This window comes from Bombella sp. ESL0385 (assembly GCF_009725755.1).
GTDB classification, from domain to species: Bacteria; Pseudomonadota; Alphaproteobacteria; order Acetobacterales; family Acetobacteraceae; genus Bombella; species Bombella pollinis.
Genome location: NZ_WNIJ01000002.1, coordinates 49,320 through 64,474, shown reverse-complemented (window position 1 = coordinate 64,474; position 15,155 = coordinate 49,320). Strand labels below are relative to the sequence as shown.

General features: G+C 54.0%; 13 protein-coding genes. 7 read left to right on the top strand and 6 right to left on the bottom strand.

The window, feature by feature from the left end; translation table 11 throughout:
- Positions 1-3: 3 nt before the first annotated feature.
- Genes GM557_RS06585 through GM557_RS06565 form a run of 5 tightly spaced genes read right to left on the bottom strand, consistent with a single transcriptional unit; the run spans position 4 to position 6,594 of the window.
- Positions 4-2,457: an LPS-assembly protein LptD gene (locus tag GM557_RS06585; protein WP_155573599.1), complete on the bottom strand. Its 2,454-nt coding sequence runs from the start codon at positions 2,455-2,457 to the stop codon at positions 4-6.
- Entirely contained in the window at positions 2,457-3,578 is a 1,122-nt protein-coding gene (gene lptG, locus GM557_RS06580; RefSeq protein WP_155573598.1) for an LPS export ABC transporter permease LptG, read from the bottom strand. Before lptG ends, GM557_RS06585 begins: the two co-directional genes overlap by 1 nt.
- 8 nt (positions 3,579-3,586) lie before the next feature.
- Positions 3,587-4,741: an LptF/LptG family permease gene (locus GM557_RS06575; protein WP_155573597.1), complete on the bottom strand. Its 1,155-nt coding sequence runs from the start codon at positions 4,739-4,741 to the stop codon at positions 3,587-3,589.
- A 3-nt stretch (positions 4,742-4,744) separates the two neighbouring features.
- Positions 4,745-5,767, bottom strand: a complete 1,023-nt coding sequence (locus GM557_RS06570; RefSeq protein WP_230880635.1) for an L-threonylcarbamoyladenylate synthase — start codon at positions 5,765-5,767, stop codon at positions 4,745-4,747.
- A 35-nt stretch (positions 5,768-5,802) separates the two neighbouring features.
- On the bottom strand, positions 5,803-6,594 hold the full coding sequence (locus GM557_RS06565; RefSeq protein WP_155573596.1) for a 3'(2'),5'-bisphosphate nucleotidase CysQ: 792 nt from the start codon (positions 6,592-6,594) through the stop codon (positions 5,803-5,805).
- Positions 6,595-6,733: 139 nt separating this feature from the next.
- Between GM557_RS06565 and GM557_RS06560 the strand changes: the two genes are divergently transcribed.
- From GM557_RS06560 to GM557_RS06530, 7 genes are read left to right on the top strand one after another with little or no spacing between them, the layout of a single operon-like run.
- On the top strand, positions 6,734-8,245 hold the full coding sequence (locus GM557_RS06560) for a leucyl aminopeptidase (RefSeq protein WP_155573732.1): 1,512 nt from the start codon (positions 6,734-6,736) through the stop codon (positions 8,243-8,245).
- 15 nt (positions 8,246-8,260) lie between these two features.
- Positions 8,261-8,752, top strand: a complete 492-nt coding sequence (locus GM557_RS06555) for a DNA polymerase III subunit chi (RefSeq protein WP_230880634.1) — start codon at positions 8,261-8,263, stop codon at positions 8,750-8,752.
- Positions 8,753-8,760: 8 nt separating this feature from the next.
- A complete protein-coding gene (locus tag GM557_RS06550; protein WP_155573595.1) occupies positions 8,761-10,059 on the top strand; it encodes a hypothetical protein in 1,299 nt (432 codons plus the stop codon).
- Between the two features lie 11 nt (positions 10,060-10,070).
- Positions 10,071-10,934: a hypothetical protein gene (locus tag GM557_RS06545; RefSeq protein ID WP_155573594.1), complete on the top strand. Its 864-nt coding sequence runs from the start codon at positions 10,071-10,073 to the stop codon at positions 10,932-10,934.
- Positions 10,931-11,464 carry a hypothetical protein gene (locus tag GM557_RS06540; RefSeq protein ID WP_155573593.1) on the top strand — a complete coding sequence of 178 codons (534 nt, stop codon included), beginning with the start codon at positions 10,931-10,933 and terminating at the stop codon, positions 11,462-11,464. The genes GM557_RS06545 and GM557_RS06540 overlap by 4 nt, the downstream gene beginning before the upstream one ends.
- Positions 11,464-12,720 carry a hypothetical protein gene (locus GM557_RS06535; protein WP_155573592.1) on the top strand — a complete coding sequence of 419 codons (1,257 nt, stop codon included), beginning with the start codon at positions 11,464-11,466 and terminating at the stop codon, positions 12,718-12,720. Before GM557_RS06540 ends, GM557_RS06535 begins: the two co-directional genes overlap by 1 nt.
- Positions 12,717-14,153, top strand: coding sequence for a hypothetical protein (locus GM557_RS06530; RefSeq protein WP_155573591.1), 1,437 nt, complete (start codon positions 12,717-12,719; stop codon positions 14,151-14,153). The genes GM557_RS06535 and GM557_RS06530 overlap by 4 nt, the downstream gene beginning before the upstream one ends.
- Here the strand turns inward: GM557_RS06530 and GM557_RS06525 are convergent.
- Positions 14,127-15,089 (bottom strand): diacylglycerol kinase family protein, encoded by a 963-nt coding sequence (locus GM557_RS06525; RefSeq protein WP_155573590.1) that lies wholly within the window; start codon positions 15,087-15,089, stop codon positions 14,127-14,129. The two genes, GM557_RS06530 and GM557_RS06525, sit on opposite strands and share 27 nt — an antisense overlap.
- Between the last annotated feature and the right edge of the window lie 66 nt (positions 15,090-15,155).

Sequence of the window (15,155 nt, the reverse complement as noted above, 5' to 3'; positions counted from 1 at the left end):
AGATTAGTTTCCGAAGGTACCAAGAGAATTGAACGTGACGCTGAAGCCAACCGTTACGTTAGGCCGCCGACCGCCGATATAGGTGTTCTGACGTGAGGCGTAAACATTGAGGGTGAAACATTCATTAGAATACCCAACTGTGCCCCCATTTGCCACAAATTGCTTACGGGCAATGCTACGGCGCGTGTAATAAGCGAAGGAATATTCTTTCCATCGCCCAGTCACTCCGCCGGTAAGCTCGCTGACTTTACCAAGGAAGGGGTTGTTAACGCGAGACTGGTCCATGCGGTTCGTGCGTGGGGTATAGTAATAGTAATAAGGGGTTCTAGGCTCATACACATAGCCTGCCATGACACGGAAGATGGGTATCCCCGCCGAGACGAGCCCCTCACCATAGTCAAAATGTTTACTATAAGGGTTAAAGCGCCCGCGCGCTGTGACATCAACAAAGCGAGAGGGCGTCATCTGAATGCGGCCGACAGGGTCGGAGAATGTATGATTAACGCCGGAATAGCGCATATAAGCCGGCCCCCCACGGTTGGGATGCTGGATGAAGCTTTCCCCAATGAGAACATCCACTGAGCGGCCATTCCAGCTCCAATTTTGATGCAGGCCTACATTGGCGCGTAAGCCACCATCAAGCCTGTCCGTCCCCATATAACGATTGAGGGAGAAAAGTGTCGCATCAGTAAACTCGTAAGCGAAGCTATCCTCATTAGGGAGTTGTCGATGCAGAGCACTGCCTGTGTTGGGGGCAGCAATCAGCTGAATGATAGGCTCAAAAATCTGCGTGGCATGGCCTTTGGCAAAGCTGCGGAGGAAAGGCCAGTTCATCTTTAATGCAAGGGTTGGTTGGACTTGCCCACTTACATGCGATCCAGATTTCTCATAGAGAGGTTGCTCATGCATACGCGTGGCATGATACACCATAGAATCAACACGGGCGGTTAAAACCCATTGCTGGCCCCAATTATTGGTCCAAGGGCGATCCCATTGGAAGGCAAGCTCCCCGCGTTGGTCATTTGCACCGCGATCGCGCAGAATGACAAAATCGGTCGTATGGACTGTGAGACGCCCGCCTAAAGCATCTGGCTCACCTTGGAAGTCATATGTAAAACGAGGGAGGGAGTAGGGGAGGTCCTTATTGTTAATAATACCTTGGTTAAGACCCTGATAAATCTGGGTATCTAAGCGTAGGTAGGAGCCAACACCAAAGCCCTCTAAATAGGCATTGGTATTGAGCGCATCACTACCATATCCCGGCACACTATAGTCACGCATATAGTTTGCTGCTGTTGTACGGTTAGCATTAAACCCAACGCGCCAATGAGGTGAGAGGTTAAATTCGCCTCGGCCTGCAATATAGGCTTGGGCACCATGCTCCTTCCCACCATAGCTGGGCTCACCAAAGGCATTATAGAAAGGTTGGTTACGTAGTGAGTCGTAAGCGACAGCACCGGTGAGGTTTAAATAACCGTTATTGAAGCGATTGCGGTAATTAACTGTTAATTGAGGTCCGGATTTTGTCCCTACAAGGGGCGTAAAAGTAGCGTCTTGATGGCCATCAATTACCCAAAAATAAGGGATGCTAAAGACCGTACCAAGATAATGGTCATGGGGTTTCGCATAGAAATTAAGAAACCCACTATGACGTTTTGAGCTGGGGTCAGTAATCGGCAAGTAGGGGAAATAGGCGACAGGCACCCCTAAGATACGTAACCACGCATGATTAAACTCAAGATTTTGATTATCTTTATCTTGTGTCGCATTACGCGCCGTTATGGACCAAAAAGGTGCTCGCTCGGGATGCTGTGCGCAAACAGGGCAGGCTGTATAAACAGCGTTGGAGAAATCTGTCACGCGGCCATTGTTACGCCGCGTCCCGCTGCTGGATATTTTGACATTATTTTTCATACGGGCATAAGAGGCCGTGCTAACACCATCCTTCATTCCGTGGGAGAACTCGGCCCGCTCTGTATAAGCAATTGTGCCATCTGGTTGGGTGAGCGCGACATGATGAAGTGCTGTGATTGTACCAGCAGCGCGGTCGTAAATAACCTTATCAGCCCGCATAGCTTGGCCACCCTGCCAAATACGGACATTGCCTTTTAAGACAAGAAGGCCTGTTTTATCATAGCTCTCATGGTTGGCGAGGTAAGTAACAGGCTCAGAGTCTGACACGCCGCCATTGGAGGATAGGTTGGGCGGTGTACCTGCGGGGAGAGGGCGAGCATTAGCAGGTGGTTTTGGCGCGTTAGAGGGAGTCTTTTGTGTATCTTGTGGGGGCTGCTGCGCGGGGATGGTTGTAGGAGCGGCTGTGGCGGGAACAATTTGCAAAAAGGCCCCTAGCGCACTCCCGGCGAGGGCTTGGCTTAGCAGCGACCAGGGCTTTCCAACACGGTGTGGCTTAGCCTGTAATGGCCCAGCGCGTAACGGAAAGTCAGCAGACAGTGGCATTAGCCATCCTCCAAATGCAACAACAAGGCCGCCGCGAGACATAACCCGATACCTGCTGGTGCCCAAGCAGCAGGCAACGGGGGTAAAGCACCAGATTTTCCCAGTTGCTCAGCGATTTTAGAGACCGCGAACAAAGTAAAGCCTGCTGTTACACCAATGCCGAGCATCCGCGCAATGCCACCACGCCCTGCCGGACGAATGGAAAAACCGGCCGCAACGAGCACCATAGTAACCGCAAGCATGGGAAGGGCTAAAAGCCCTTGAAAGTGGAGTTGATAGGGTATCGTAGAAAAACCGGAATGATGCAACAATTTAATGATATGAGGCAGGGCCCAAAGTGAGAGTGTATCGGCAGGGATAGCCCGCCGATTGAGGATTTTTGGTGTAAAATCAGACGGTAAAGTAAGGTCATGTGGTGTATGAGGCATGCGCGTATTAGAGAGGGTAAGCGCGTTATGGATGTTCCAATACCCATGGGAGAGAGTGCCTTCTGGGGCTTCAATCCGTTCTAAAAGATTCATAGCGCGGTCTAGTCGGAAGATGGTCAACTGTTGCGCTATCAACACAGTATTTTGTTGGTGGAGTGTCCCGATATGGAAGATAATATCCCCCCCAAGGCCGGGAATATTATCGCTACTGCGAAGCCATAAATCGGTAAAGAGCGTGCGTGGCTGGGGGGTAGGGCCTTGTAGCCACTGGGCCTCTAATGCGACAGCATGGCGGTAGCTTGCGGAGGATAGGGGCGACAAAGCAGCACTCATAAAGGCCCCTAAAAGGGCTGCACACAAGCTCGGGCTGAGGAGAAGTTGCCATACGGAGAGGCCAGCGGCACGGGTTACCACAAGCTCGGAGGAGCGCGCCAGGCGAGAGAAGCAGATCATCCCGCCCAATAAAACGGCAAAGGGAAGGATGTAGAGGCTGTAATAAGGGATGTGAAGTGCGGCGATGTGTAGAACAGGTTGTATGCCCGCCTCTGGGTGGGCCGCGGCGCGGCGGAGGAGGTCGATAAAATCAAAGAGGGAAATGAGTCCGGTGAGGGCGCATAGGGTCAGTATTGTGGTGAGGGTAAATGCCCGCCCTACATAACGGGCTAATGTGGTGGAAAAGCCAGTATGAACCATAAAATGCCCTACCTAGCCATGGAGGTGGATGGGGTTTTATGGCGCATACTCGCCCATAAGAGGCTTCCCCCGCCCATGAGGCTAGGGAGTAGAACCTCAGCCCATAAAAGAGGCACAAAAGCAGGATTTCCCTCTGCAAGATGTTTTAGGATGAGGGAGAGAATCATCAATAACATCACAATGAGGACAGCGAGCGTGGGACGAAGGAATGTCGCATGACGGCTGAAGCGGCTTTGTAAGACGCAGAGGAGGGCTATCATAGCATAAGAGAGGCAAGCGAGCGGGTTTGTCAGGCGCGTCCAACCCTCAATGAGCAATTTATTACGGCTATGGCGGGAGAGATTACCTTGTGGGAAAAAGAGAGCCGAGAGGGGAAGCTCTGCGACATCAGGGGCAAAGGTTTGATGATGAGCAGACCCAATATCGACTGTTTCGAGCTGGAAATAAAGTGTGCTGATCTGGCCTGTATGGCGGTTTAGCGTATGGCGAGACCCATTATGAAGGACTAAGCGCAAAAGGTCGCCTTGTGGTGTGGTCAGGCCATCTTCAGCGAGAATAGTGACGGGATAAGCGGGGTTACGGTCATCCTCAATCATAATGCCGTCAAAGCTATCATCGCTGCGGCGTTCATGGATATATACGGTCATCCCCTTACTTATGGGGGTAAAGACGCCTTCCTCCAGCAAGAAAGCTGCTGCGCGATTGCGGATTTCTAGCTCATAGCGGTGGAAGTGATGATAAGCGAGCGGTGCGGCCCAAAGGCTAAGCCCGTACCCGGTGAGGCAGGCCAGCCCCGCCCCAATTAGTCCCGGCCGGGCGAGGCGGAGGGGGGAGAGGCCCATAGCCTGCAAGACGGTGAGTTCCCGGTCTCCTGCGAGCCGATGGTAGAACCATAAGGTGATAAGAAATGTCGTGACGGGGAGAATGACACTGATGAAGGAAGGCACCATTAGGAGGGTGAGATGCAAAAAGGCGAGTAGGGAAAGCCCATGTTGCACCACCATACCGATAAAATGGAGCGATTGTGTTAGCCAGATTAAAGCTGTGGCCCCGCCCGTGAGGGCAATAAGCCCCATGAGGAGATGATGGAGGATGTAGCGGTCCAATAACGCTAAGGATGTAACATGGCGAAATAGGGGGGGTGGAGTGTGCTGTAGGGCCATGTTTTAGGCAGGGCGCGGGGCCGCAGCACGTTTAAGCCTATCCTGCAAAGCACGGCCTAACCCATCATGCGGCAGGGGAGCTACAGCGATGGCCGTGAGGTTATGGCGTGCAGCAGAACGATCTATCTGCCGTAAGGCTGCAAAGAGACGGTGAGCGGCTTCTTCCACATTACCTTCTAAGCTGAGATTGACGTTAAGAGCTGGGGCGGCTCCCTCGGCTATATAGTCGCCAAAGGTAAGAAAGGCCTCACCCGGGGAGAGATGCGTTGCATTTAGGCGGACTGGTAAAGAGGGGGCATAATGGGACGCTGCTTGCCCCGGCGCGTTGGGCTGGCTGTGCGCGCTCATATGGTCCGCTACGTTAATTGGGCCACAAAGGCCCTCTAAAGCTTCTAAGGTGATGCCACCGGGGCGGCGGAGAATGGGTTGTGTGCCGGTAAGGTCTAGCACGGTGCTTTCTACCCCCACAGCGCAAGGGCCAGTATCCAAAACAGCATCAATCCGGCCATCCAGCTCTTCCAAAACATGCGATGCTTGGGAAGGGCTCACTCTACCAGAGCGATTGGCAGAGGGTGCAGCGATAGGCTGCCCAACATGCTGGAGTAGCTCCTCCACCGCACGGCCTTTAGGAACACGAATGGCCAGAGTCTTTAAGCCCGCTGTGGCAGCAGGGCAGATGCGGCTTTCTGCATGGCGGGGGAGGATGAGGGTTAGCGGGCCGGGCCAGAAGGCTTTGGCGAGTGAGCGAGCCATTTCATAAAGAGGGGCTGTCTCATCAATCTCTGCAAATGCGGCATCAGCAGTGGCAAAATGGCAGATAAGCGGGTTAGAGCTTGGCCTGCCCTTGGCTTGGAAGATGCGCTCTACCGTATGAGGGGAGGTCGCAAGCCCACCCAGCCCATAGACGGTCTCCGTCCCGAAGGCGACAAGCCCCCCTTGTTGTAACAAGCGGGCAGCACGGCGGATGCCGTCATAATCATGGTCGAGCCGTTCTGTCGTGCGGGAGGGGGCGTGAGGCATAGGCATAATATGTGGTACCAAGATGTAAGAAAGGGCGGGGATTAATGTGGGGTATAGCCTGTACAGAAGAAGGGTGGGTTCAACCATCCTTTCTTCCCATAGCGGAGGGGTTGGCCTGTTTCATCCAATAAATGACCGCCCGCAGCTTCTAAAATCGCGTGCGGGGCAGCGGTGTCCCATTCCATCGTAGGGCCAAACCGGGGGTAGAAATCCGCTTTCCCCTCGGCAATATGGATGATTTTTGCCGCAGAGCCTAACCGTGTGATGCAATGAATGTGACGGCCATCCGACCATTTCCGCAATAGGTCTTCTGATGTATGGTGGGAGGAGGCCATAACGCGTAAGCCTTCTTTCCCCACTGGGGCCGTCCTGATGGGGTGGCGTTGCTTTCCAATAAGTTGAAAAGCCCCTAAGCCTCTGCCCCCACCGTAAATCCCATATTGAGCAGGCAGGGCAACCGCCCCAAGAATGGGCTGATGGTCGCGAATCAACCCGATATTGATGGTAAAATCATGGCCCCCAGCGGCAAATCCGCGCGTGCCATCTAGCGGGTCTATCAACCAATAGCTGTTGCCTGGTTGGATATGGATGCCTGCGGCATGTTCTTCTTCAGCAATAGCGGGGATGGTGGGGCAGGCATCCCGCAACCGTTTGAGAATATGCGCCTCGGAGGCTTTATCAGCCTCTGTTACAGGGGAGGAATCCTCTTTTATATCGGTCTGAAAGCCACGTGCGCGGACATCACGCACAATCGCGGCGGCTTCATCAATGACCTCTAGGGCGAGGTTTAAGAGGTCATAATCTTGCGGGACAGGGGCGGAGGAAGCGTTCATGTGGGTGATAGTAGCGTATTATTGCTCATTCGTCACTTCTCCTCTTCTCTGATATAAGAGGGGAATAAGGGTCTTCGTCCTAGTCTCATAGGGGGCAGGCGGGCCAGTTTTGAGAGATAATGATTCAGGTAGGGGTATGATGTTTACTATTTCTTTCACCACAAAGCGACAAGGGCAGGATAAAGCCGGTCTTTCTGCGTTGTTATTGTGCCATGGGGCAGAGTTTACCAAGGGCGCGTTATTTCAGCATTATGATAAGATGTTAGGCGGGGCTTTAGCGCGAGCGGCCTCTTTGCGGGCATTTGCGGGGAAGGTGGGGGAGAGTGTTAGCCTCATCGCCCCAGAAGACTCGATAGCGCAATTCCATCTCATCGGTTGTGCCCCGTGTGATGATGAGCCTCAAACAACAGCGCAGGCGATGCAGTTGGCAGGCGGCAATGCGCTGCGTCTTTTAGCCCATAGTAAAATTAAAGCGGATAAGGCCAGCTTGTTGGTCGAGGCGGAGCAAGCCCCTCTTGCTGCGGAGCTTGCTTTAGGTGCCCGTTTGGGGGGGTATCGGTTCGACCGTTACAAAACAGTGAGCCAAAAACCGCAAAGCCTTAAGGTACTTCACATCGTTGTGCCCTCCACAGGGGCGATAAAGGAGCTTGAGGCACGTTGGGCCGAGCTGGAAGGCTTAGGGGAAAGTGTGTTCCTTACGCGTGACCTCGTTAATGAGCCTGCAAATCGTTTAACGCCGGCCGTGTTTAAGGACCGGATTCAGGAGCTCTCCGCCCTTGGTTTGGAGATTGAAGTGTTGGACCGCGCGCAGATGGAATCCCTCGGCTTTGGGGCTTTGCTGGGTGTAGCACAAGGCAGTGAGCAACCGCCCTTTACGGTGATTATGCGCTATCAGGGGGCCGCTAAAGCAGAGACGGCACCGCTGGCTTTTATCGGTAAGGGCGTGACATTTGATTCTGGCGGTATTTCCATCAAGCCCGCAGCGGGGATGGATGAGATGAAGATGGATATGGGCGGGGCTGCTGCCGTTGTGGGTGTGATGAGCGCATTAGCCCGCCGTAAGGCCGCAGTGAATGCCATTGGGGTTGTTGGGCTGGTGGAGAATATGCTCTCCGGTGCGGCGCAACGTCCGGGTGATATTGTTAAAAGCCATAGTGGCCAGACCATTGAGGTGCTGAATACGGATGCAGAAGGCCGCCTTGTTTTAGCAGACCTCCTCTTTTATACGCGCCAAACTTATAAGCCTGCGCTGATGGTGAATCTCGCGACCCTAACCGGGGCCATCGTTGTAGCGTTGGGGAATGATATTGCCGGCTTATTTAGCAATAATGACCAGCTTGCTCAGGCTTTAACAAAAGCAGGGGATGAAACAGGAGAGGCTTTATGGCGTATGCCGATGGGGCCTGCTTATAACCGGCGTATTGATTCCGACATTGCCGATATGAAGAATATCGGTGGCCGGCCGGGTAGCTCTAGTTTGGCAGCAGAGTTCCTCAAACGCTTTGTCGGTGAGACCCCTTGGGCGCATCTGGATATTGCCGGTACGGCATGGGCTGAAAAAGCAACAGCCTTAACCCCTAAGGGGGCGAGCGGCTTTGGGGTGCGTCTGTTGGACCGCTTTGTTCAGCTTTATAGCGATATGGCGCCATAAGGTAAGGGACGCGTTATGGAGCATCAGGCGGAGGGGATGGGTGAGAGCGCACCGTCAGAGCGTGCGATGGTCGGGTTCTACCACCTTACCCGCACCACTTTGGAGGAAGCCTTACCTGCTTTGTTGGAACGCACCTTAGAGAGCGGGGCGCGGGCGGTTGTGCGCTGTGAGGATGCCGCTCAGGTTAAGGCCTTGGATGAAGTGTTGTGGAAAGTCCCTCCCTTGATGTGGCTCCCGCATGGTTATGCAAAAACAGGCCAGGCACATCGCCAACCCATCTGGCTTACAGAGTCTGACGAGCGACCGAATGAAGGGACGTTCCTCTTTCGGCTCAACGGGGCGTGGGATGGCGATTTGGTAGGTTTTCAACGTGTGTTCGACCTCTTTGATGGTCGTGATGAGCAAGCGGTTCAGCAAGCACGCCAGCGGTGGAAAAGCCTGAAACAAGCCGGTTACGGCATGACCTATTGGCAGCAGCAGGCCAAAGGTTGGGCGAAGAAGGGGTAGAATAGTCTATGCCGTTTCATGATCCCTTTTTGCTCTGCTTGCTGGCATTATTAGCCCTATTGCTTTGTGGTGATGGGGCTGTGCGCGTGTTTGTCCGTGGGTTATGGCGGTCTGTTCCTGTTGTTACATGGCGGCAAGGGGGCTGCCATATGGCGGGGTTCCTCATGGCCTTTGCCGCTTTGGGGGTGGTTGGGCATGCGGGGGCTGCGGCGTGTTTGGTGGCTCTAGCCCTGCTCTTTTTTGGCGGCGGGGCGGCTTTTCGCCCTATATGGGGGGTACCTGCGTTATTAGGGTATGGTCTCTCTCCAACCGGGCTAGGCGGACTGGGGTTGATGGCCTTGTGCCTTTGGGCGGCAGGCCAAGCGCAGATGAGCCGGGTAGGGCAGGTTGTAGCGATAGTGCTGCTTATAGGGTTGGGTCACGGGGGCGCATTAGCCCATCCATTATTATGGCTGGGTGGGAGCGTTGCCCTCGTAGCGATAGGCCTTTTAGTAGAATTAGGGCGCGATTGGGAGGTTTTGTTACGCTCTTGTCGTTTGCTGCGGCCGTTAATGCTTTTAGGTCTTATGGAAATCTCCCGCCAGCAAGGCCTATCAATAGGGGTAGAAACAGCATTTTGCGCCTTGCTGTTGGATGTAACTTGCCAAACTATCGCGGCTATTTGGCCATTTGCTGTGTGTTTGAGCATCCCCGCCCCACCCTTGCCGGGCTTTGTTGTTGGGTGGATGGGGTTGCATACCGCATTGGGTTTGAGCGGAGGAACCGAAGGCTGGGCAGTGATAGGGTGTATTCTAGCCATTATGGTGATGGGCTTATCATTAGGGGATGGTATGGTTAGCCTCCGTGAGGCTGCCTCTATTCAACCATGTAAGCGGGTGGAATGGGGGATAGGCCTTATCATAGCGGCTCTTTTACCATCCCTATGTGGGTTTGTGACGCAATGGATGCCCGGTGCAGCAGGTCATAGAGGGGCGTGGTTTTATCGCCTCCCCGGTGGAGATGGGAGCATGATAGCCCTCCCTCTTTTCTGGCTGGTAGTATTTGTGGTGTGGTGGGGCCTCTCACGCGGGCATGTTAAGACGTGGCAGTCGCGTATTAGGATGGACGTATTAGCGGTAGGTATGCAGGCTCCCCCGCTGCGTTTATGGCCTATAAAACGCTTGGTCGTGCGAGGGCAGCAGCATATAGGCGTGGTGCAATCATCTGGCCGCGCACTTTTATCATCTCTCCCGCTGCGGGATTCTAGTGCTGTCTTTTGGCTGGTCTTTTTGGGTGGCGTTTTGGTTATGTTGGGGCTTGCCCAGTGAAGAACGCTATTATGCCATACTTTATAGATGGCGTGCGCCTAGGGTTAGAGCTTGTGTGCCAAAGTGTGGCATTGCTTGCAGTAGTGCCACTTATGGTTTGGGTGATGGAGGATGTTCCAGCCTTTTTGGTAGGGCGCGCAGTAGCCCCATTGGGTAGTCGTTATCGGCGTTTCGGGCATTTTGGGCGGGAGATTTTACGGTACGGTATTGATGTAGAAAGCGGGTTGATGCTGACGCTTGCCCTGTTAGCCCTTCTTATTTTGGCGGGGATGTCTTTTATAATGCCCTCCTGCTTAGGGCTGGTAGGGGCATGGCTTGCAGACCCGCTTTTGGTGGGGAGCCTTATTTTAACGGGGGCTTTATGGGCTGCGCCTTCTTATTTTGGGCAAGTGGTGCGGTGTTGGTTTGTTCTGTGCTTGATGGAATCTTTCCTCGTCCTTGCTGCACCGGGCGTGACGGGTTTTTTGGGGGTGCATCATCTCCTTATTGCCGCCCCCGGCTCTAGTTTGGCAGGGACAGCTTTATGCTGTGCTGTGGCATTGGCGTTCCTCACCCCTGTGCCGCGCCGTGAGGTTCTGGCTGCTGAGATGATAGAGCAGGCTTGGCCGCCTAGCCGTGCAGAGCGTGACCAAAAACAGAGGATTTTAGAGCTTTATCGTCTAGGGTGGGTGCTGCTTGTGGGGGATAGTCTTTTACCGGTGCTATTCGGGCTAGAAGGGCTGGGAAGTGTGGCCGGTTTCATTGGGCGGTTTATGGGCGGGGCAGCCCTTATCATCATAGGGCGGGCTACGGGGCTGAGCCGATACCGTCATTTTGTTGCGTTATTACTTGGCCTAGCCGGCTTAATGGCTTTGGCGGGACGATTTGCCGTATGATGGCGGGATTTGCATGCGCTTTGGTCTTGTTATTGATGTCGCTAGGGCGGGATGGTCGCTGGTTGCCGCTTTATGGCGTTGTATGTGCGGCGATTGCTGGAACATCAGGGACGGGATGGATCGCTGGGTTAGCTGTTATAGTTTTACCTGTCGCGAACCTATTGCTATGGGGCGTGATATGGCATTTTACTGTTGGGCAGCGGCGTGTTTCTAACGGTGGGCGTGAGATTTTGCCTGTGGTGCTGACGCTATTATTGCAATTTGTATTGGCCTTTTTTGGAGCAGGATTGGGTTTGGTCCCCACATTTGGCATCGGGCTGGTCCTAGCGGGGTTATGTGCAGCGGTATGTGGAGAAGCTCTGTCCCAATTTTGCGGGCTTGCTATGGCGGTGGATGGGCTGTTGGTTATGGCGAGTCTTTTGTCGTCTTGGGGCGTATTTGTAACGGGGTTAGCCCTGTGGGGTGTATTGGTGTTTTTGGCTCTGGTCCTGCTGCCGCGTTTAGCGTGGTGGCGTGTGGGGGATGATTAATGGCCTTCGCCGCTGCGGCCTTTGCGCCGGGCTTATTCGCCTCACCTATTTTATTAGGGTTATTTTGTTGGCCTTTTCTGGTGGTGTGGGTGCTTTGGGCCGCAAAACGACCAGAGGAAGCTGGGGCCATGGCGTGGCTTGGCGCGGGGTTGAGTACGCTAGCTTTGCTAGGGTGCTCCTCCCATATAAGCTGGGGGCAAGCGGTTTGTTTGGGGCTGGAAGCCTGCATAGCTGTCATTATTTTGGCTGGGCGTAAGGGCGAGGCGCACTCTCTAAATGATCAACATAGCGCGTCTTTTCGTGCGGGGATGGAGCAGTATGTCCCCCTCTTGGTGACGGGTTGTATTTTTATGGCGTTATTATTGCGCCCGCCTTTAGCTGCGCTGTTTTTTGATGCTGCCGGGACGGTCTTACTTGCATGGTGGGATGGGCGTGCCACGCGGCGTGCTATGCCTGCATGGGAGGTGGTGCGCTTACGGCTAAGTGGTGTGGTGCTTGCCAGTGTGGGGCTGATGGTTATGCGCGGGGGGAGCGTTTTTGCCACGGCGGACACGGCTTTGCAGGTCGGGCAGGTGTTCGCTTTAACCGGGTTGTGCATGATGGCAGGCTTGGGCCATAGGGCTTCTAGCCGGGCAGAGTTAGCATTGTTGGATGTCGGGTTGCGATTTGTCCCGCTTTTTTTGCTGCCTTTGGTGATGGTGACCCCACTGGCACGGTCTTTGATGGTACTTGCTGGGCTTTTAGCCCTCGGGAGTGTGGTTTTAGGAAAGCAAGGGCGCGTACCGTCATTAACATGGGTGCTTGGCTTTGCTGTACTTGCGGCGGGGACGGGGCAAAGGCTGGTGCTTTTATGGCTCTATAGCGCAGTTTTACTCGCCGCATCGTTGCGTGTGGTGTGCGAGAGGGAGGCGGTTATAAGAGGCGAGGCGGGTTATATCAGACTACCCCCCGGAGGGTTAGCGGTTTTACCCATGCAGATGATGCTCCCTCTCCTTATGATGGTGTCTATTGTGCTAGCGGCATCATTAGGGAGGGCAGCTTGCGTGGGGCTGTTTATCTGCCTTTGTATGGGGCTGCGCGGGTTGGAGCTGGAGAGCTTGCCGCAAACATTCTTAGCGGTGTGGCGATGGCATGATACCCTTATAAGGCTGTTATTGGTGCTGTTAGGGGCCTTAACATTGTTGGGGATTGCTCTGCTCGCTATGGGGCTTATGCCAGAGCCAGCCATTCAAATGGTGAGAGGGGTTGGACGATGATGGAGGACCCTATTTTAGAGGGAGGGGAACGGGTAGGGCTGTTCCATTATCGTGTATCCTCGGCAGGTTGGCTGCATTTCCTCCAACAAAATGAGCGCAGAGTGGCTTTATTGGCCTTTTGGGCCGATGAGTCTTGGGCAACAGCTTTGTTCCTATGTGCGGGGGAGCAACCTTTGCTGGTGAGTACGGCTATAGAGCAGGGACATTATCAAGCTGTGTCGCCTTATTTTCCCGCAGCACAATGGGGCGAGCGCATGGCGCGGGATTTATGGGGGGTAGAAGCATGGTCCGCTCGGGATGATAGTCCTGCGCTTGATGATGGGAGTTGGTCTCTAATAACACCATTAGCGGCTCATCCGTTGCCTGTAGCTGATGGTATGGGGCAGCCGTTGCCTGCCTGCCGGATGGAGCCATCACAGACGCAAGTGCCGGGTTTGCTGGGGATTGATTATGCCCTCTCTGAAGGTGCGATGCAGCAAATAGAGGTGCAGATTGCCGCTGGGCATCGCGGTGTGCTTTCCCGTTTGATGGGGTTGTCCCCCCAAGAGGCATTGCCGCTGATAAGCCGCATCACAGCGAGCGGATTTGTAGCGCATCCTTTGGCATTTATACGGGCCATAGAGCAAGCTGAAGGCCGCCGCCCTAACCCATATGAGCGGGATAGGCGGCTCCTTCTATTGGAGGTAGAGCGCATCGGGGTGCATCTTTTTGACCTCAGCCAAACAGCGCAACACGTGGGTGCGGGTTTGCTTGGAAGCATATGTGAGCATGCGCGGGAAGCTCTAGCGGCTCTATGCGCAGATTATGGCCTCTCTCGGCGTTTGACCAATAGCATCACACTAGAAGGGCAGAGTGAGGGGGGAGAGATTTTGCCTTTCATGCAGGCTTTATCATCAATGTTGCGGCCACGTCTTATACAGATAAAACAGCTTATGGGACTGTTTAATAATAGGCTGAAAAATATTGCTATTATTCCGACAGCTTTGGCGTGGGATTACGCTTTAGGGGGTGCGGTTGGTCGAGCTAGCGGGCGATATGTGGATTTTCGCTTCATGGATGAAGGCATGCGTGTGCAGGCTTTAGGCGGTGCGGTACGGCATGAGGGTGATGCTTGGGCGCGCCATCGTCAACGCATGACAGAATGTGAGGAATCGTTGCGTATTATAGGGCAGATTATGGCGTCCTTTGGGCAGGAGCGGGACGGGAATGTCATCCCGCGGACGGATGAAGGGCTTGGGGTCGCAGAGGGCGCGCGCGGGGATGTTTGGTATCATCTTCAGCTTGAAGCGGGGCGTATTACAAAGATACAGATACGCGACCCGGCTTTGCCACTTTTGGCTATTTTGGGCCTCGTGTTGGAGGGGCAATCGCCAGAGCAGCTAGGGATGATGTTAGCATCCCTAGGTTTATCGCCTGCCGCTATTGCGCTTTGAGAGGGAAGGCTCCCGTGGTTGGGGGGGAGCGATAATCTTTAAAAGGGTTGGTGCGCTAGTAATTTGGAGTGGCGTGGTGCCGCGGAAGTCCCCATCACTTTGGGCGGGGATAGGGCTGGTATGGTCGCAGGTGATTTTCTCCCCTGTGAGGATGGTAAAAGCAGTGTTGGAATATGTTTTCCGTCTGAGGCGCATCATGATGAGCTGCCAGATGATGAGCAACGGGTTAAGCCGGTGGAGCAGTAGGACGGAAAAAGCAGGCTGCCGATGGAGCTTGTGAGGAAAAAGCGCAAAAGGCCCCCCATATAGCCGCCCTTTGGAGATAATGCTTAAAACGGTGCGGTAAGAGACGCCATCTACACGCGTTTTGAAGGGGGGAAGCCGTTTGGAGATAGCAAGCTGTAAGGCTGTAAGAACATAGGCTGTGCGCCCTATGCGTTTTTTAAGTACGGGTGAAAGATTCTGGACAATCCATCCATCAAGGCCGACCCCTGCCATTTGGAGGAACAGGGTCGGGGTTGTGTTGTCCGCTGTTGTTATTTGCCCCGGCCAGACGCTACAGCGCGTGCCACGGGCGAGGAGGGTTACATTCTCGGCATCATCAAAGGGGATATTAAGCTCGCGTGCTAGGACATTAGCCGAGCCGATAGGCCAAAGGGCAAGGGTGCAAGAGGCCTTCATCATCGCTTGAGCAATTTCAGCAATGGTGCCATCGCCGCCACCAGCGATGATGATATCTGGTACGTTTTGTTCATCTCGTTCTAAATAAGCTCGCACAATATCCGCCGCATGGCCTTGGGCACGGGTGAGTTCCACCTGTACATCACAGCCTGTTTGCTCCAACTGCTCGACAAAATGTGTGAGTCGCTCTTTTGTGTAATGGCCAGCAATAGGGTTGGCGATAAGCAAAATATGGCGGCGAGATGAGGGGTTCATAAGGCTAGAGAGTTCCTTTTGGGGAGAGATGGCCTTTCGGTGTATAGGATAATCTTATACGCTGTT